23 protein-coding genes and 1 pseudogene are annotated in these 17,525 nt (G+C 62.4%); 12 read left to right on the top strand and 12 right to left on the bottom strand.

Translation table 11 applies throughout. The features are described 5' to 3' along the window. Positions 1–32 precede the first annotated feature (32 nt). Entirely contained in the window at positions 33–533 is a 501-nt protein-coding gene (locus tag EEB11_RS14445; RefSeq protein ID WP_245298921.1) for a group III truncated hemoglobin, read from the bottom strand. Positions 534–620: 87 nt separating this feature from the next. On the opposite strand from EEB11_RS14445, the gene EEB11_RS14440 reads away from it, so the two are divergent. The 9 genes from EEB11_RS14440 to EEB11_RS14405 all read left to right on the top strand — a co-directional run bounded on the left by EEB11_RS14440 (position 621) and on the right by EEB11_RS14405 (position 5,996). After that, complete coding sequence (locus EEB11_RS14440) at positions 621–1,061, top strand: RrF2 family transcriptional regulator (protein WP_135432453.1); 441 nt, start codon at positions 621–623, stop codon at positions 1,059–1,061. Positions 1,062–1,149: 88 nt separating this feature from the next. After that, complete coding sequence (gene ccoN / locus EEB11_RS14435; protein WP_135432451.1) at positions 1,150–2,775, top strand: cytochrome-c oxidase, cbb3-type subunit I; 1,626 nt, start codon at positions 1,150–1,152, stop codon at positions 2,773–2,775. 3 nt (positions 2,776–2,778) lie between these two features. Beyond that, positions 2,779–3,516 carry a cytochrome-c oxidase, cbb3-type subunit II gene (gene ccoO / locus EEB11_RS14430; RefSeq protein ID WP_135432449.1) on the top strand — a complete coding sequence of 246 codons (738 nt, stop codon included), beginning with the start codon at positions 2,779–2,781 and terminating at the stop codon, positions 3,514–3,516. Beyond that, on the top strand, positions 3,513–3,677 hold the full coding sequence (locus EEB11_RS14425) for a cbb3-type cytochrome oxidase subunit 3 (RefSeq protein WP_135432447.1): 165 nt from the start codon (positions 3,513–3,515) through the stop codon (positions 3,675–3,677). The genes ccoO and EEB11_RS14425 overlap by 4 nt, the downstream gene beginning before the upstream one ends. Continuing rightward, positions 3,668–4,534: a cytochrome-c oxidase, cbb3-type subunit III gene (gene ccoP, locus EEB11_RS14420; protein WP_135432445.1), complete on the top strand. Its 867-nt coding sequence runs from the start codon at positions 3,668–3,670 to the stop codon at positions 4,532–4,534. The genes EEB11_RS14425 and ccoP overlap by 10 nt, the downstream gene beginning before the upstream one ends. Continuing rightward, positions 4,531–4,686 carry a hypothetical protein gene (locus tag EEB11_RS19595; protein ID WP_167852753.1) on the top strand — a complete coding sequence of 52 codons (156 nt, stop codon included), beginning with the start codon at positions 4,531–4,533 and terminating at the stop codon, positions 4,684–4,686. The genes ccoP and EEB11_RS19595 overlap by 4 nt, the downstream gene beginning before the upstream one ends. A gap of 12 nt (positions 4,687–4,698) precedes the next feature. Then, positions 4,699–5,508, top strand: a complete 810-nt coding sequence (locus tag EEB11_RS14415; RefSeq protein WP_135432443.1) for a DUF2189 domain-containing protein — start codon at positions 4,699–4,701, stop codon at positions 5,506–5,508. Next, on the top strand, positions 5,505–5,699 hold the full coding sequence (gene ccoS, locus EEB11_RS14410) for a cbb3-type cytochrome oxidase assembly protein CcoS (RefSeq protein ID WP_135432441.1): 195 nt from the start codon (positions 5,505–5,507) through the stop codon (positions 5,697–5,699). Before EEB11_RS14415 ends, ccoS begins: the two co-directional genes overlap by 4 nt. A gap of 3 nt (positions 5,700–5,702) precedes the next feature. After that, entirely contained in the window at positions 5,703–5,996 is a 294-nt protein-coding gene (locus tag EEB11_RS14405) for a DUF6522 family protein (RefSeq protein WP_135432439.1), read from the top strand. Here EEB11_RS14405 and EEB11_RS14400 read toward each other — a convergent pair. After that, positions 5,966–6,202, bottom strand: coding sequence for an FtsX-like permease family protein (locus EEB11_RS14400; protein WP_245298920.1), 237 nt, complete (start codon positions 6,200–6,202; stop codon positions 5,966–5,968). The two genes, EEB11_RS14405 and EEB11_RS14400, sit on opposite strands and share 31 nt — an antisense overlap. Here EEB11_RS14400 and EEB11_RS14395 point away from each other — a divergent pair. Both EEB11_RS14395 and EEB11_RS14390 read left to right on the top strand, forming a co-directional pair. After that, positions 6,188–6,436 (top strand): hypothetical protein, encoded by a 249-nt coding sequence (locus EEB11_RS14395; protein WP_135432437.1) that lies wholly within the window; start codon positions 6,188–6,190, stop codon positions 6,434–6,436. The two genes, EEB11_RS14400 and EEB11_RS14395, sit on opposite strands and share 15 nt — an antisense overlap. Positions 6,437–6,443: 7 nt before the next feature. Further along, positions 6,444–6,728, top strand: coding sequence for a hypothetical protein (locus tag EEB11_RS14390; protein WP_135432435.1), 285 nt, complete (start codon positions 6,444–6,446; stop codon positions 6,726–6,728). On the opposite strand, the gene EEB11_RS14385 is transcribed toward EEB11_RS14390, so the two are convergent. From EEB11_RS14385 to EEB11_RS14355, 8 genes are all read right to left on the bottom strand, one after another. Continuing rightward, on the bottom strand, positions 6,683–8,317 hold the full coding sequence (locus EEB11_RS14385) for an acyl-CoA synthetase (protein WP_135432433.1): 1,635 nt from the start codon (positions 8,315–8,317) through the stop codon (positions 6,683–6,685). The genes EEB11_RS14390 and EEB11_RS14385 overlap by 46 nt on opposite strands. A 4-nt stretch (positions 8,318–8,321) precedes the next feature. Then, positions 8,322–9,134, bottom strand: coding sequence for an enoyl-CoA hydratase (locus EEB11_RS14380; protein ID WP_135432431.1), 813 nt, complete (start codon positions 9,132–9,134; stop codon positions 8,322–8,324). A gap of 22 nt (positions 9,135–9,156) precedes the next feature. Beyond that, a complete protein-coding gene (locus EEB11_RS19590) occupies positions 9,157–9,330 on the bottom strand; it encodes a hypothetical protein (protein WP_167852752.1) in 174 nt (57 codons plus the stop codon). Positions 9,331–9,358: 28 nt separating this feature from the next. Beyond that, positions 9,359–10,501: a glycine cleavage T C-terminal barrel domain-containing protein gene (locus tag EEB11_RS14375; protein ID WP_135432429.1), complete on the bottom strand. Its 1,143-nt coding sequence runs from the start codon at positions 10,499–10,501 to the stop codon at positions 9,359–9,361. Between the two features lie 147 nt (positions 10,502–10,648). After that, positions 10,649–11,200: an Lrp/AsnC family transcriptional regulator gene (locus tag EEB11_RS14370; RefSeq protein ID WP_245298919.1), complete on the bottom strand. Its 552-nt coding sequence runs from the start codon at positions 11,198–11,200 to the stop codon at positions 10,649–10,651. 230 nt (positions 11,201–11,430) lie between these two features. Continuing rightward, positions 11,431–12,105 (bottom strand): type 1 glutamine amidotransferase domain-containing protein, encoded by a 675-nt coding sequence (locus EEB11_RS14365; protein ID WP_135432427.1) that lies wholly within the window; start codon positions 12,103–12,105, stop codon positions 11,431–11,433. A gap of 30 nt (positions 12,106–12,135) precedes the next feature. Beyond that, complete coding sequence (gene curA, locus EEB11_RS14360; protein ID WP_135432425.1) at positions 12,136–13,167, bottom strand: NADPH-dependent curcumin/dihydrocurcumin reductase; 1,032 nt, start codon at positions 13,165–13,167, stop codon at positions 12,136–12,138. A gap of 5 nt (positions 13,168–13,172) precedes the next feature. Then, a complete protein-coding gene (locus tag EEB11_RS14355) occupies positions 13,173–13,838 on the bottom strand; it encodes an SDR family oxidoreductase (protein ID WP_135432529.1) in 666 nt (221 codons plus the stop codon). A 425-nt stretch (positions 13,839–14,263) separates the two neighbouring features. Here EEB11_RS14355 and EEB11_RS20015 point away from each other — a divergent pair. Continuing rightward, positions 14,264–15,148: pseudogene (locus tag EEB11_RS20015) on the top strand (ATP-binding cassette domain-containing protein); the annotation flags it as partial. Positions 15,149–15,208: 60 nt separating this feature from the next. Here EEB11_RS20015 and EEB11_RS20010 read toward each other — a convergent pair. Together EEB11_RS20010 and EEB11_RS14345 are read right to left on the bottom strand one after the other, a co-directional pair. Beyond that, the gene (locus EEB11_RS20010; protein WP_245298918.1) at positions 15,209–15,409 is read right to left on the bottom strand and encodes a hypothetical protein; all 201 of its coding nucleotides are present in this window, start codon (positions 15,407–15,409) and stop codon (positions 15,209–15,211) included. 12 nt (positions 15,410–15,421) lie between these two features. After that, on the bottom strand, positions 15,422–17,524 hold the full coding sequence (locus tag EEB11_RS14345) for an oxidoreductase (RefSeq protein ID WP_135432423.1): 2,103 nt from the start codon (positions 17,522–17,524) through the stop codon (positions 15,422–15,424). Position 17,525 lies beyond the last annotated feature (1 nt).

Genomic DNA, 17,525 nt, shown 5'->3' with positions numbered 1-17,525 from the left:
CCGCAACAACGTTTCGGCCGATGTGAAGGTTGTCAGGTGTCGTCTTTGGAAAGGTCGATCTGGCTCATTCCATGCGAACGGTTCAGGTCAGGGACCACATCAGGATCACGCGCGGCATCTTCGATGGCAAAGTACAGCGACCGGGCGATACGTTCTGCGCGGGTGATAACATGGGCGGCACCGGCGGGTGGGCAAACCTGATCTGCGGTTGCGCGGAACAGCACCAGCCAGCGCTCGAAATGCGCCCATGTCACCGGCAGGTCGGCATGTCTGGCCACTGGCGAGCCGTGATAGCACCCGGTCATCAGCGCGACCGAGCCCCAGAATTCGACCATCCGCGCAAGGTGCGGCTCCCAGTCGGTGATGCGGGCGGCAAAGATCGGGCCCAGCACGGGGTCGGCGCGGACCTTGTCGTAGAACCGGTGCACCAGCGCGGTCAGGATCGCCTCATTCAGCCCGGTCTCGGCCATCAATGCGGCGGTCATTGCAGGCCGGGCGGACCGGATAGGGTGTGCAGCGGCATCGGGGTGCATGATCGGCTCCGGTCATTCAGGGTTGTGTTCTGGTCTAGGGCTGCTAATAGGTATTGTAAATACCGATTCAATGGAACCCTTTCGATCATGCGCCTGACCTCTTTCACCGACTACGGCCTGCGGATGCTGATGCGGCTGGCCAGCGCGCCGGACCGCGCGTTTTCCACCGCCGAACTGGCCGATGAATTCGGTCTGTCACGCAATCACCTGACCAAGATCATGCAGCGGTTGGCGCTGGGCGGCATCGTGACCACCCGGCGCGGCGGCGGCGGGGGGGCGATGCTGGCCCGAGACCCGCAAGAGGTAACCGTGGGCGCAATCGTGCGCCTGCTGGAAGAAGGGCAGCCGCTGGTCGAATGTTTTGCGGCCAAGGGGGGCGATTGCACGCTCACGGGCTGCTGCCGCCTGAAATCCCGCCTGCGCAGTGCCGAGGCGGCGTTTCTGGCCGATCTTGATCGGTCCACGCTTGCCGACATTGCCTTGCCCGCTGCGCCCGGTGTTCGAGCGATGGCAGGCACCGGGGTTTGAATCGCTTGCAGGCTGATCTGCAGCAACGAAACGGCGCTTCCCGGGTTCTATCAGCACCACACTGGCCGCGCCCACAAAGGACTGTTGAATGATTGCCCAACTGACCCGCACAGAGCGCAACGTGGCGATGACGTTAGCGGCACTTCTGGCCCTGCTGGGCCTGACCATGGCGGCGGTGGGAAATCACGACCCCATGGCAGTGCATGGGTTCATGGCGCTTGCCCTTGGTCTTGTTCTGGTCTTTGCGGTGGGGGGCGTGCTGGAAGAGCCAACCCCGAGCCCTGCGCGACTGCTGCAGTATTACGATGACCCGATCAAGGTGGGCATCGTGCTGGCGATGATCTGGGGCGTCTTTGCCATGGCCATCGGGCTGTGGGTCGCGGCGCTGATGGTCTGGCCTGACGCCACCTTCGGGCAGGCGTGGTCCAGCTATGGCCGTCTGCGCCCAGTGCATACGACGGGGGTGGTCTTTGCCTTTGGCGGCAATGCGCTGATCGCCACCTCGTTTCATGTCATGCAACGCACCTGCCGTGCGCGGTTGGCCGATCAGCTTAGCCCATGGTTCGTGCTGATTGGCTATAACCTGTTCTGCCTGTGGGCGGTCAGCGGCTATTTCATGGGGATCACCCAGTCCAAGGAATATGCCGAGCCCGAATGGTATGCCGACATCTGGCTGGTGATCGTGTGGGTGGCCTATCTGGTGCTGTACCTGCGCACGCTCAAGCGCCGGGCCGAGCCGCATATCTATGTCGCCAACTGGTATTACCTCGCCTTCATCGTGGTGGTGGCGATGCTGCATATCGTGAATGCCGCCGCCCTGCCGGTCAGTTGGACAGGCGCGAAAAGCTATCCGGCGTTTTCGGGCGTGCAGGATGCGATGGTTCAGTGGTGGTACGGCCACAACGCGGTGGCGTTCTTCATGACCTCGGGCTTTCTGGGGATGCTGTATTACTACCTGCCGGTGCGGGCGCAGCGGCCGATTTTTTCCTACCGCCTGTCCATCCTGTCATTCTGGGGGATCACGTTTTTCTACCTGTGGGTCGGCTCGCACCACCTGCATTACACGGCGCTGCCGCATTGGGTGCAGACGCTTGGCATGACGTTTTCGGTCATGCTTCTGGTGCCAAGCTGGGCCTCGGCGGGCAATGCGCTTCTGACACTGAACGGCGCATGGCACCGGGTGCGCGATGATGCGACGCTGCGCTTCATGTTCGTGGCGGCGGTGTTTTATGGGCTGTCGACATTCGAGGGGTCGTTTCTAGCGATCCGCCCGGTCAATGCGCTGTCGCATTACACCGACTGGACGGTGGGGCATGTCCATTCCGGTGCCTTGGGCTGGCTGGCAATGGTGACCTTTGGAGCGTTCTACTCGGTCATCCCGCAAATCTGGGGACGACCCGCGATGTATTCGCCCAAGCTGGTGGAGTGGCACTTCTGGTTGGCATTGACCGGGCTGCTGACCTACGTTTTCGCCCTTTGGAACGCGGGCATCACCCAAGGGCTGATGTGGCGCACCTATAACGACGCGGGCACGCTGAACTATTCCTTCATCGACAGCATGGAGGCGATGCGCCCCTATTACATCGCCCGCGTGGTGGGGGGCTCGCTCTTCCTGGCAGGCATCTGTGTGGGCGCGGTGAACATCTGGCTGACGGTGCGGGGCGCGCGCAATGCGGCCGCCGACCGCCCCCTGTCCCCCCAACCGGCGGAGTAGCCCATGGCCCTGTTCAAAGCCCACTACAATCTGGAAAAGAACTCGATTGCGCTGGTGATCGGGATCATTCTGGCGGCCAGCGTTGGTGGCATCGTGGAGATCGCGCCGCTGTTCACCATAGACGAGACGGTGGAAACCCTGCCCGACATGCGGGTCTACACGCCCCTGGAGCTGGCGGGCCGCAACATCTATATCCGCGAAGGCTGCTATGCCTGCCACAGCCAGATGATCCGCACCCTGCGCGACGAGGTCGAACGCTATGGCCCCTATTCGCTGGCGGCGGAATCGCAATACGATCACCCGATGCTGTGGGGGTCAAAGCGTACCGGGCCGGACATCGCACGGCTGGGGGGCAAGTATTCCGACGACTGGCATGTGGCACATCTGATCAATCCGCGTGCGGTGGTGCCGACCTCGATCATGCCGGCCTATCCATGGCTGGCGACGGCACCTTTGGCGGTGGATGACCTGGGCGCACATCTGGCGGCGCTGCGCACTCTGGGCGTGCCCTACACCGATGAGATGATCGCCAACGCCCCGCGCGACGCCGAAGCGCAGGCAAACCCGGACTCGGCCGGTGCCGCAGGTGTAACCGAACGCTACGGCGAGGCGACCACCCTGCGCCGGTTCTCAGGCACACCGCGCCTGACGGAAATGGATGCAGTCGTGGCCTACCTGCAAGTTCTGGGCCAGTTGACCCAAGCCCCCTATGCCCCCGATGCCATGCTGGAGCAGCCATGACCCATGAAACCTATGTCATCATCGCCAAGACCTTTGGACTGATTTACCTGATGGTCTTCTTCCTGATCGTGGTTTTTCAGACCTACCGCCCGTCGCGCCGCGCCAGCGCCGACCATGCGGCCCAGTCTATCCTGACCGCGGAGGATCGCCCATGTCCATAGAAGAGCGTGATCCTGTCTCGGGGTATCTGACCACCGGGCATGTCTGGAACGGCATCACGGAGCTGAACTCCCCCGTTCCGCGCATCGTGTTCGCGTTCATGGTGGTGACCCATCTTTACGCGTTGGTCGCCTGGTTTCTGCTGCCCGCCTGGCCGTTGGGTCAGACCTTTACCAAGGGGCTTTTGGGCATCGACCAGAAGACAGCGGTTGCGGCTGACATCGCAGCCGCCAACGCAGATCGGGCCGGATGGATGAACGCGCTCGCGACACATGATTTCGATGCGATCCGTGCCGACCCCGACCTGATGGCGCGGGCACTGGCGACGGCCGAACCGTTGTTCGGGCAGAACTGCCAGGTGTGTCACGGTGCGAACGGCATCGGCGGGCCGGGCTATCCGCGTCTGAATGATGACATCTGGGTCTGGGGCGGCACGGCGGACGAGATTGCCACCACTCTGCGCGTTGGCATCAATGCCGACCACCCTGACACCCATTTCGCGCAGATGCCGGCCTTTGGTCGTGATGGTCTGCTGACAGGCGCAGAGATTTCCGTTCTGACCGATTATGTCCAGACGTTGGGCGCGGGCGTAATGGCGGACGATCCGTCTGATGGTGCACTGCTGTTCCAGACAAACTGCGCCGGTTGCCACGGCGAGGATGCCCGTGGCATTTCAGGCAGCGGCGCGCCAAATCTGACGGATGGCGACTGGCTCTATGGCGGGGATGCCGCCAACCTGCGTCACGGCCTTGTTGCCGGCCGGCAGGGGCAGATGCCCAGCTGGCAATCGCGCCTGACCGAAGCCGAGATCCGCGCGATGGCGCTGTATGTCGAGGGTCTGTCGGGGACAGCCCCATGACCGCAGCGCGCCACTGGGCAATTCTTGCGGCCTGCGCCGGGCTGGCGCTGGTCATCGCGGCCAACTGGCAATTCGTACGGCTGGCGTTCGACACCGCCCCCGGCTGCGTGCCGGTGGACGCCGCCCGCCCCGCTGCAAAACCCGCCTGCTGAGGAAAGGACACCATGCTTGAACCCCTTCCCGCCATCGCCCCAAGGGTCCGCCCCGACACCGGCTTCGCGCGCTACCTTCCGCGTCAGGCCGCGCTGGAATGGCTGGGTGCCGGATGGTCTGATCTGCGCGCCAGTCCGGTACAAAGCCTGGCTTATGGTCTGGCCGTCTTTGCGCTTTCCATCCTGGTGATCTGGGGGCTGATTGCGGTTGGCCTGCCTTCGCTGATCCTGCCTGCGCTGTCGGGCTTTCTGGTGGTGGGTCCGCTGCTGGCGATCGGCCTTTATGAGAAAAGCCGTCGTTTGCAGGCGGGGCAGCCGGTGACATTGGCAAACATGATCGTGACGCATCCGCGGTCTGGGGGGCAGCTGGTGTTCGCGGGGCTGCTGCTGTGCCTGCTGGTCATGCTGTGGCTGCGCGCGGCGGACCTTTTGTATGCGTTGTTTTACGGGCTGTTGCCGTTTCCGGGATATGACCAGATCCTTGGCCAGGTGCTGACCACGCAGCGGGGCTGGGCGCTGATCGCGGCGGGGTCTGCGGTTGGTGGGTTGTTTGCCGCCTTCGCCATGGCGATCAGCCTGTTTTCCATTCCGATGCTGCTCGAACGCCGGGTCGATGCGCTGACCGCCCTTGGCACCAGCTTTGCCCTGACCACCCAAAACCTGCGCGCCGTGCTGCCATGGGGCGCTATCGTGGTTACAGGCTTCGCGCTGGCCGCATTGACGGGCCTGCTGGGCCTGATCGTGATCTTTCCGCTATTGGGGCACGGCACCTGGCACGCGTGGGTCGCGCTGCGGCCCGCGGTCGGAGAGTCAGAAGAATGAGCTATCTCTTTCTGATCCCGGTCTCTATCACCCTCGGCCTGACCGGGCTTGGTGCCTTTTTCTGGGCCATGCGCCACAATCAGTATGAGGATCTGGATGGCGCAGCGGCGCGTATCCTGACGACACCCGATCAGCCACTTTCACCACCAGAATCGTTGAGAAATAGCCATGATAAAACAGATGCTGATTGAAACATGACCGCCGTCACCATCACGACGGCTGGCTTCGAGGTGGATGCAACGCTAATCGCCGCAGCCTTTGCCATTGATCCCGCCACCCTTCAGGCGCGGATGCGCGCGGGCGAGGTCACCAGTGTTTGCGAGGCTGGTGTCGACGCTGACCTCGGCCGGTTCCGGTTGACCTTCCGCCATGCAGGACGGGCCCTTCGGTTGACCGTAAACGCAGACGGCGAGGTGCTGGCGCGGGCGATGTTTCCCGTAGGTGTGGCCAAGGCCAATCACACCAGCAGCACGCGGCGCGGGAAATAGTCCTTGACCGTCAGGATCAGCCCCAACCCCAACGTCCCCAGAGCCAGCGATTGCTGCACGAAGATCACGCGGTCCGGTGCGCCAATCAGTTTCAGCGTGGCAATCTGTTTCAGTTTTTCCAGCGTCATGACGTGGATGATCAACGCGATCACAACGGCGGACACCGTCAGCAGGATGCCAAGGGCTACCGGATGTTTGCGACCCACCCGCTGGTCAGGGTCAAGTCTATCGTAAGCCACGAATATCTGGACCGGCCGCCCCCAGAGCCGATCCTGCGCCTGCGCGAGGAGATGGGCTTTGACTTTGGCAAGTTCGACTATGTTGTTCACGATGGTCAGGCGATCCTGCTGGATGCCAACAAGACGCCCAGCCTTGTCCGCAGCGCGCGAAGCGAACGCGTGATGCGTTTGGCGCGCGGTGTGCAACCCTTTCTGAAGTAGTATTGCCATGGCCAATCCGCTGACGCCGATCGATGTTTTCTTGCCCCATGACGCGGCCTTCATGGCGCGCACCGAACTGTCGCAGATGCGCCGCCTTGGCATGAACGCGATGAACCTTGATACCGTCACAGGCCATGCGTTGGGCGTGATCGGGCGGCGTCTTTCGGTGCGCCATCAGGCCTGCGTCACTGACGAGATCCTGGCCCTCGCATGTGTTTCATTGCAGCGGACGGCCGCTCAAAAACTTCAAACCACGAACTGTCTCGCCTGTTCGCGCAGTGTGAACTTCTGAATCTTTCCCGTCGATGTTCGAGGGATTTGCGTCATCACAAACCTGCGGGGCACCTTGTAGGCTGCCAGATGGCTTCGACACCAGGCCCGCAACTCATCGGGATCTGGTAGCCAGCCGTCAGCAAGTTCGACAAATGCGCACGGTGTTTCCCCCCATTTTTCGTCGGGCATCGCGACCACGGCGACGACCGCGACGGCGGGGTGGCGGTAAAGCACCTCTTCCACCTCGATCGACGAAATGTTCTCGCCGCCCGAAATGATGATGTCTTTCGATCGGTCCTTCAGCTGCAGATAGCCATCCGGGTACATCACGGCCAGATCGCCGGAATGGAACCAGCCGCCGGCAAACGCCTCGGCGGTGGCTTTGGGGTTGCGGAAATAGCCTTTCATCACGACATTGCCGCGAAACATCACCTCGCCCATGGTTTGGCCGTCGCGGGGCACAGGCTGCATGGTTTCGGGGTCGAGCACATCCACGCGCTCCAAGGGCAGATAGCGCACGCCTTGGCGGGCCTTCAGCGCGGCTTGTCGGGCTGCGGGCAAAAGCGACCAGCTGTCGTGCCAGTCATTCACAATGGCCGGGCCGTAGGTTTCGGTGAGCCCATATAGATGCGTCACCTCGAACCCCGCCTCGCGCATCTCTGCCAGCAGTTTTTCGGGCGGCGGGGCCGCGGCAGTGAAGAACTGCACAGTCCGGTCCAGATCCTTTTTTTCCGCCGCCGGCGCCGACAGCATCAAAGACATCACGATGGGTGCGCCGCACAGATGGGTCACCCCAGCCGTCGCCAGCGCCTTCCAGATCGGTTCGGCCCGGACCTGACGCAGGCAGACATGGGTGCCGACGATGGCCGACATCGTCCACGGAAAACACCAGCCGTTGCAGTGAAACATCGGCAGCGTCCACAGATAGACCGCGTGCTTGCGCATGGATGTGGTCAGCGCATTGCCTTGCGCCAGCAGATAGGCGCCGCGATGATGCGACACCACGCCTTTCGGGTCTCCTGTGGTGCCGGAGGTGTAGTTGATGGAAATCGCGTCCCATTCATCCTCGGGCATCAGCCAGTCGAATTCGGGATCGCCGCTTGCCAAAAACGTCTCGTAATCCTGCGCATCGGTTGCCGTCAGCGTGCCGTCATATTCCGGGTCGTCATACTGGATCACGCGCGGCGTCACCTTGCACAAGGCCAAAGCGCCCTCCATCAGCGGCAGAAATTCGCGGTCCACGATGACCACAGCTGCCATGGCGTGATCCAGCTGAAATGCGATGATCGCCGCATCCAGCCGGATGTTGACCGAATGAAGCACGGCTCCGCACATTGGCACGCCGTAATGGCATTCCAGCATGGCGGGCGTATTTGCCAGCACCACCGAGACGGTATCTCCCCGTCCCACCCCCACCCGTTGAAGGGCCGAGCCAAGCTGGCGTGCGCGGGTGTAAAAGCTGGCGTAGTTGCGCCTCAGGTCACCGTGCACGATCGCCGTGTGATCGGGGAATACGCTGGCCGCGCGTTCCAGAAAGGTCAGCGGCGTGAGCGGCTGAAAATTGGCCGCATTGCGATCAAGGTCGGTGTTGTAGGGGTTTTGCGCCATGGTCTTAGCGGTCGTGCCACTGGGGCGCGCGCTTGGCGATGAAGGCGCCAATACCTTCTTCTGCGTCGTGCGCAAGCATGTTGTCCACCATCACCGCCGAGGCATGGTCATAGGCGGCCGCCAAAGCCATCTCGCGCTGTTCGTAAAAGGCGCGCTTGCCGGTCGCCAGCGTCATGCTGGATTTCGAGGCGATCTTGCGCGCCATATCCAGCGTGGCGGCGTGCAGCGCCTCGGGCGCCACGACCCGGTTGACCAGCCCGATCTCTGCGGCCCGCGCGGCCGAAGTCATGTCGCCGGTCAGCAGCATTTCCATCGCGTGTTTGCTGGACACATTGCGCGACAGGGCGACCATTGGGGTGGAACAAAACAGCCCGATATGGACGCCGGGCGTGCTGAATTGCGCGGTGGTGGCCGCAATTGCCAGATCACAGCTGGCAACCAGTTGGCAGCCTGCGGCAGTGGCGATGCCGGTGACTTCGGCAATCACCGGCTTGGGGCAATTCACTATTCCCTGCATCACACCTGAACACTGCGCCATGATCCGGGCGAAATAGGCGCGGCCGCCATCCGGGGCGGCCCGGCCTGCGGTCAGTTCCTTCAGATCGTGGCCCGCACAAAAAGCCGGACCATGGCCGGCCAGAACCACCACCCGCACGCCTGCATCCGCGCCCGCTTTGGCAAAGGCAGCATCCAGCCGGGCCAACATCGCCTCGGACAGGGCATTGCGCCGACGCGTGTCATTCAGGGTCAGACGCAGGATGCCGCTTGCATCCAGATCAGACAGAAGGATGTCGTCGTGTTCCGGGGTGTCTTGCATGGGGGTGGGCCTCCTGCCGTGGTCAAAGGATGTTGACTTGCACGCTGTCAGACAGCGCGTTCGCGACGAAGCAGGAGCGGTGCGCGACTGGCAAATCGTAACGGTCGTTAAACTCGGGCTGAGTGTTCAAATGCGCGCGGGTCTTCACCTCAGCCTCCGCGCGTTGCCAGTGAAGATTGATCGAAAGTTCAGTCATGTCTTGATGTCCATCCTGGCCAAGTTGTTCAGGCAGCGGCAAGCGTTTTCTTTGGGTCGTAAAACGGGCGGTCCACGACTGTGGCGCGCATCGGGCCCTGTGCCGTCGTCACTTCAACCACAGTACCAATCACTGCATGATCGGTGGCAAGCATCGCCAACGCAATGTTTTGCTTCAGACGGGGCGAGTGGATAGCCGAGGTTACCTTGCCAATAGCCGCTCCATCCCTGGTGATCGCCCAGAAGGTGGTGTTCGGCCCCACCAGCGGCGCGCCCTCGATCACCAGACCCACCTGCTTGCGGCTGACGCCGGTGTCCTTGATCTGCTGCAAGGCCGCCTTGCCGATGAAATCGGCCCCGCTGTCCAGGTTCACCAGCCGGTCCAGCCCAAGTTCATAGGGGTTGGTGTTGATATCGGCATCAGCATGATACGACAGCATCCCCCCTTCGATCCGCCGGATCGACGAGGTGTGGCCCGGCTTCAGCCCCAATGGCTGGCCCACGGCCATGATCCTTTCCCACAGCGCATCGCCATGGACCGAATCCTGCAGATAAAGCTCATAACCCAGCTCGCTGGACCAGCCGGTGCGTGACACGATCAGCGGGATGCCGTCCAGTTCGACCCGGCGCAGCCAGTAGTATTTCAGATCCATGATGCTGTCGCCAAACAGAGCCCGCATCACCTCGCCTGATTTGGGCCCTTGCAGCTGCAACGGCGACACATCGGGTTCCCGGATGGTGACATCAAGGCCGGAGTGCACGGCAACACCCTGCGCCCACAGCAGAATGTCGCTGTCGGCCAACGACAGCCAGAAATGGTTCTCCTCCAGCCGCAGCAGGATGGGGTCGTTCAGAATGCACCCTTGCGCATTGGTGATCAGCACATATTTGCACTGCCCGACCGCCAGCTTGGACAGATCGCGCGGGGTCAGCATCTGCACAAAGCGCGCAGCATCCGGGCCAGTAATCTCGACCTGACGTTCAACCGCTACATCGCACAGGATCGCATCGTTGATCAGGTTCCAGAAATTCTGTTCCGGGTTCCCGAAGTCGCGCGGAATATACATGTGATTGTAGACCGAAAACCCGGTCGCCCCCCAGCGCACCGTGGCATCGAAATAGGGAGATTTGCGTATTTGCGTGCCGAAGCCAAAGTTTTGCGCCGTTGTCATCCTGCTTGCCCTTGCTGGCGGGTCTGTCCTGAGACCGCGCGACGGTTTGTCGATGGCAAGACGTTAGGCAAGGCTGGCTGGATGATCGGGCCAAAGACGGTGCCAGGCCGGACCGATCAGACCAAAGATTTCAAAAGGTCAGTCCGTTCAGACTTTCGTTTCCGGCTCAGCCTTTGGCGACTGCGCGGCGACCAGGCGGGCAAGGTCGGGGCGGGCCGATTTGATCTGGCGCGTGACAATATAGGTCATGTATCGCTCAATCCCCAAGTCGGCATCCAGCATCGCCTCCATCAAGGTCTGGAAGTCCGGTAAGCTGGTAGTGACCACCGTCATCACATAATCCATCCCGCCACCCGTCGAGATGCAGTCCGTCACCTCGGGGGTGTTGAGAATGTGGGTCTCGAACCGTTCGAAGTCAGATTTCCGATGTCTTTTGAGGGATACTGTCACCACCACCTTGGCCAGGTTTGTGATGATTTGAGAAAGCGCAATGTCAGCGTGATAGCCCCGGATCAGCCCGGCCTTCTTCAACCGTGTCACCCGTGCCCAGCACGGCGTCGCCGACAGACCTGCTATTTCGGCCAGCTTCGATTTGCTCAGTTGCCCATGGCCCTGCAGCGCGCTGAGAATCCGGATATCTGCGGCGTCCAGCTCGATTGGTTTCATTCGGGGAAATGCCGCATGGTTGAGGGATTTCATAAGTCTGTGAGCGCCGCCGTCTATGCGCTTGCGTGCTTTTACCCCGCGCCGCGTTCAAATGCCAGCGCGTGAAGGTCGGCACCTTTTGCGGCTGTCGGTCTGGCCACCTTGGTCGCCCACAATGACTGTGGGCGATACCAAAGCCCCGGATCATCCGGATTTGGCCGCCGCCCGGTGACGGCCAGCAGATGGCTGCCCGTCAGGGCGGCAGCGCCGCGCGATAGGCCCGATCAAACCAAGTCTATTAGTTTCCGCGCGGTCTCTTCCGACGACGCCGGGTTCTGACCGGTGACCAGCTTGCCGTCAGTCACCACGAACGACGCCCAGTCGGCACCCTTTTCGTAATTGCCGCCGTTGGCTTTCAGCATGTCCTCGACCAGAAACGGCACCACATCAGTCAGGCCGGCACCCTCTTCTTCGGTATTGGTGAAACCGGTCACCGTCTTGCCTGATACCAGCGGTTTGCCATCTGCGCCTTTGGGGTGCTTGAACACTGCGGGGGCATGGCAGACGGCGGCAATCGGGCGGTCGGTGCGGGCAAAGGTCTCGATCAGTTTGATGCTGTCGGCGTCCTCGGCAAGATCCCACAGCGGGCCGTGACCGCCAGGATAGAAAACCGCGTCGAAGCCATCCGGCGATACCGTCGCAAGAACGACCGTGTTTGCCAGATCGGTTTGGGCCGCCTTGTCGCCCTTGAAGCGCTTGGTTGCCTCCGTTTGTGCGTCGTCCGCGTCGCTGGTGGGGTCAAGCGGCGGCTGGCCGCCCTTGGGCGAGGCCAGGGTGACGTCGCACCCCGCGTCCTTGAATACGTAGTAGGGTGCGGCGAATTCCTCGAGCCAGAATCCGGTTTTCTTGCCGGTGTCACCGAGTTTGTCGTGCGATGTCAGAACCATGAGGATTTTCATCGGGAAGGGACCTTTCAAAGTATGAGTGTTTCAGACAGCCAGCTTTACGACACGTTTGCCGAATGCCTCGCCGCGCAGCAAGCCAACGAACGCCGCCGGGGCAAGTTCCAGACCGTCGATCATTTCCTCGCGGTACTGGACTTTTCCTGCCTTGACCCACTCGCCCATCTGCTTCGCAAACTCAGGGTAAAGGTGACCAAAGTCATCAAAGACGATGAAGCCGCGCAGGGTCATCCGCTTGCGCAGGATCGTGCCCAGCAACAGGTTCAACCGGTCGGGGCCGTCCGGCAGTGCGGTTGCGTTGTATTGCGAGATCAGGCCGCACACAGGGATGCGCGCCTTGGGGTTCAGCAGCGGCAGAACCGCGTCGAAAACGGCGCCGCCGACATTTTCGAAGTAGATGTCGATGCCGTCCGGCACTGCCGCTTTAAGGGCACCGGGGAACCCGCCAGCCTTGTAATCAATGCAGGCATCAAAGCCGAGAGTGTCGACCACATGGGCACATTTCGCAGCCCCGCCTGCGATACCGACAACATGCAGGCCGAGGATCTTGCCGATCTGCCCGACAGTGGCCCCCACCGGGCCACTGGCCCCGGCAACGACCAGCGTCTCTCCCGCTTTCGGCTGGCCGATCTGGGTCAGACCCGCCCACGCCGTCAAGCCCGGCATCCCCAGCACACCCAACGCCCAGGACGGGTTTTCGGGCGATTTGCCCATGTTGATCACACCGGTGCCGTCGGACAGGGCGTAATCTTGCCAGCCGCCGAAGGCCTGCACCCAGTCGCCTACCGCGAAGCCTGCCACGTCTGATGACAAAACCTGCGCGACGGTGCCACCGATCATGACGGCACCGATCGCGACCGGGGCGGCATAGGACGGCGCATCGCTCATCCGGCCGCGCATGTAGGGGTCCAGCGAGAGATATGCGTTGCGCAAGAGCATCTGACCCTTGCCGGGGACCGGTACATCTTCGGTTTCCAGCCGAAGGGTACTGGCGTCAGGCTCGCCCGTTGGACGCTGGGCCAGGACAAACTTGCGGTTCCTGGTGTCGGATTGTGTCATGGACGCTATTCCTTTAGCAAATCATGGGTGCCGGAAAGGTTCGGATGTTTGCCACCCTGCACGTCTGACATGTCCTGCGCAGACTGCAAGAGCTGTACAATTCCGTCGAAGCGGCCGGAAACAGCGGCATCGGCCAGAACATGGGCCACATCCGCGCGCGAGGCGGTCGCAGATGGGTCGACCTTGTCGCCCAAGATCACGGCAGCGCTGCGGCCGTCGTTGGTCAGGGCCACCGGGCGCAGGATCGAGAAGGTCATCCCCGACGTCTTGAGGTGTTCATCCGCCTCGTGCTTGGCCTTCAGGTAATGGGCCAGCGCGCCCCTCGGGGCAGCCTGATCTGCCCCGACAGAGCTGAGCATCACGAACCGCTTTACACCTGCGGCGTGCGCCAGATCGATCAGGCGCTTGGCGCCGTCTCGATCGACCTTATCGGTCATCTCCGGGCCGGTGGACCCGCCCGAGCCTGCCGCGAAAATGACCGCATCCATCCCGTTGCACACGCCGTCCTGCAAGTTGGTCAGATCGCCGTGGCGCAGGTCAACCCCCTCGGGTAGCGCGCTGGTATCAGAGCTTTCGCGGACAAGCGCTGTCGGGTTTTGACCAAGATCGATCAGTTCCCGGACCAGATGCAGGCCGGTTTTGCCGGTTGCCCCGGCGACAAGGATATTCATGCTCATTAAGTGCTCCTTCGTGGTTGCCGAGTTAAGTGAAAGCCTTGAATCGGGCCGGTCACGGCAGGAAGATCGCCTTCACTTTGCGGAAGTCATTCACCCCAAAGCCGCCATGTTCGCGCCCGTGGGGAAAATCCTTGGCCCCGCCGAGCGAAGTGATGCGATTCTGCCGGTGTCGAAACGATTTCGGGCCAGATTGGGGGCGCGCTTTTCGTCCTTGGAAAACACCCCGCTGCCCAAGCCATAGCGGCTTTCATCTGCCAGACGCTTGGTGCCCTTGTCGTCCTTTGCCCTGATAGCCGAAATGCGGGTTTCGCCGTTGTTGCAGAGCCGCCCCCTGACCGACATGTGGCCGCCGTCTCGATATTGGCACCTTCCAGCAGGTGGTAAGCGTCATTGGAGGCCTCGAACCGGTTTGTTGCCTCATGTTTTGTTATGCGGGTGTAAGTCAGGATCTCTTCCTTGGTCGCAGGACTGATCGTGGTGACCGCCGACATGCGCCCCTCTTGAATTCCCTTTACCAACGCGTGGAGTGTGCATGCGTTCCTTTCCTGCTTTCTGCAGCGGTGCAACTCGTTCGCTGTTGCAGCCGATACATAGTGGCAAACTCGCTCGTGGCAGTGCTGTTCATCAAGCATGACACGGGCGTTGTGGCCGAACTCGACGGCCGGGTGGCGGTGATGTTGCAGGGACGCAGTGTTGATGAAGGCAGAGCGGGGCGCATCTTCGACCAGCCATTGCATGACTACACCCGGCGGCTTTTGGCTGCCGCACCGAAATTCCACGAGGCGCAGGCCAGACACCCGTCTGCGCCGCCACAGGCTGCGCCAGTGCTCTCGGTCAGCCATCTCGGCGCCCCCTTTTCCGTGCGCACGGGTCTGTTGCGGCGGCACACCGCCAACCTGCATGCCGTCGAAGATGTCAGCTTTGATCTGCACCCCGGCCAAACCGTCGCCCTGATCGGAGAAAGCGGCTGCGGCAAATCCTCGCTGGCCAAGTGCCTGCTGCGTCTGGTGACCGCCCAGACCGGTCGCGCGCTGCTGGCGGGAAAAGACTTCCTGTCGCTGATCGGCCCTGATCTGCGGCTTGCCCGCAATGACATCCGGACGGTGTTTCAAGACCCCTATGCCGCGCTGGACCCGCGCATGTCAGTGCGCCAGCGTCTCACAGAGCCCCTGCGCATCCGGGGCCAGCACCGCACAGAAAAGGCAAGTAACGCAAGCCTTGTCTCGCTGATTGCACGGGAGGGTCTGCCCGAAGACGGTTTCGACCGTTTCTCGCATCAGTTTTCTGGCGGCCGGTGCCAGCGGATCGGCATTGCGCGCGCCCTCATCTTGCGCCTCAGGGTGCTGATCGCTGAGGAACCCGTCTCAGCGCTTGATGTAGCGGTGCAGGAGCAGGTGCTGACCGTGCTGGAGCGTTTGACCCGAGAGGAGGGCACGGGCCTTCTCTTCATCTCGCACGACATGGCGGTGGTCGACCGTATCGCGGCGCAGAAACTGCGCGTTGCCGAGGTGCTTTGGGGTTTCTCTGGCGTCCGACCGGCTGAGCCGGTGTTCGGGCGCAACCATGTGATGCCAGCTTTACGAGGGCAGGCGCGTGGGCAATGGCTCCAGCCGCGCCACTTCGCGGCGAAAGGCGGGGGTGTCGCCGCGGTCATCGGGCTGGTCCAGCTCTTCGGCAAAGCGGCGACCGGCATAGGTGGCCCAGGCAACCGGACCGGGGGCAGCAGCATCGCCAACCAGCTTGACCGAAAGGATGCCAGCGCCGGCCCATTCCTGATGGCGGGCGCGCAGGTCGTGATAGAGCTGATCGTGCGGGATGCGCGAGGTGACCATGACCACGGCATCGGCTTTAAGTGCGCTTTGCGCTCTGGTCCAGGTGCAGCCCAGCATGACGTCGGTTGCGGTGATGACCTCGGGCGCTTTGCTGGTGTGGATTGTGACGCCCAACGCCAGCAGGCGGCGCATGATGATGGCCTGTTCCAGCGTGTTTTCGGCCCATTCGGCGACTTTCGTCGCGGGAGTGATGAAATCCACCGCACAGCCGCGCGCCACAAGCACCTCGGCGATGACCGAGCCCATGTAGAAATGGTCGTCATCATAAAGCGTGACGCGCCCACCCGTCGGACCGTTACCCTCCATGATGTCATCAGGGGAAAACACCGGCATTACGGGATCGGTGGGGATGGGGTGCAGGTGCAGACGGGCCACCGCGTCGCGTCGCCAGTGCGCGCCGGTGGCGATGGCCACATGCTGCGCGCCCATGGCCAGCACGTCATCTGCCGTCAATCGGCTGTCGCGGTAAATTTCGGCATTGGTCAGGGGGGCAAGCTGCCCGGTGCGGAAATCGGCGACCCGGCCCCAGGCGGACAGGCCGGGCAAGGTGCGTTCGCGGGCGACCCGGCCGCCAAGCGTGGTTGTCGCCTCGGCCAGTGTGACGTGATAGCCGCGTTTGGCGGCCTGCATCGCCGCCTCCAGCCCGGTCGGGCCGGCCCCGACGATCAGCACCGTGTCGGAGCGGCCCTTTGGCCGGGCGCGTTCGGGGTGCCAGCCTTTGCGCCATTCTTCCATGAACGCGGTGTTCTGGGTGCAGCGGCTGATACCACCGGTCATGTCGCCCGAAACGCAGATGTTGCAGCCGATGCATTCGCGGATGTCGTCGAACCGGCCCTCTTCGATCTTTTTCGGCAGGAACGGATCGGCAATGGAGGGCCGCGCCGCGCCGATGAAATCGAGGATACCGGAGCGGATCTGCCGGACCATGGCATCGGCAGAGGTGAAGCGGCCAACGCCGACGACGGGTTTGCTGGTCAGCGCCTTGATGCCGCGCACCAACTCTTCCTGTGCCGCTTCGGGTTTGAAGCGCGAGGTGCCCGAACACGCCTCCCATGTGCCATGCGCCAGATCCCAGATGTCGGGCAGATCGCCGTGCATTTCGATGAAATCGCGCAACTCGGCGTTGGAAAAACCGAAAGCACCTGCTTCGTGCAGCGACAGGCGCAGCGAGATGGCCAGCTCGCCTTTGGTTTCCTCACGCGCCTCGTCCACGATCTCGCGCAGAAAGCGGGCGCGGTTTTCCAAAGAACCGCCGTATTCATCGGTGCGGTGGTTGGTGGCGCGGGACAGGAAATGTTGCAAGATGCCAAAGCCATGCGCGCCATAAAGGCAGATCAGGTCAAAGCCCGCCGTCTGGCTGCGGCGGAAGGCATTGCGAAACCAGCGGCGCAGGTCGCGGATATCGGTCCGGTCCATGGTGCGGGCCTGCACCGGGTCGGAGGTGAAGGTGAGGATCGGGCCGCCGGAAACCGCCAGCGGCACCTCGCGGCTGTAGAGATTGGGACCATTGATGCCGGAGTAAGCCAGCTGGATGCCTGCCAGCGCGCCGTGCGACTTCATTGCATCGGCCATCGCGGCAAGCGCGGGAATATCCTTATCCTCCCACAGATGCTGTTCGATGAAAGGGGTGATCTCGGATGTCGGGTGGATCTCGGTCTGTTCGGTGAAGATGACGCCCCAGCCGCCTTCGGCCTTGGTGCGGCGCATCTCGGCCACGGCGGACGGGTCGCGATAGCCGCCACCATTGCAGTGGGGCACCTGATAAAAGCGGTTTTTGGCGGTTTTCGGGCCGATCCGCAGCGGCTCGAACAGGATATCATAGCGGTTGTCGCGGGCGTCTTTTGGCATG

Origin of the sequence: Pseudotabrizicola sediminis (assembly GCF_004745575.1) — a bacterium.
Classification (GTDB): domain Bacteria; phylum Pseudomonadota; class Alphaproteobacteria; order Rhodobacterales; family Rhodobacteraceae; genus Pseudotabrizicola; species Pseudotabrizicola sediminis.
The sequence above is the reverse complement of the archived record's forward strand: the minus strand, read 5'-3'. Positions and strand labels throughout refer to the sequence as shown.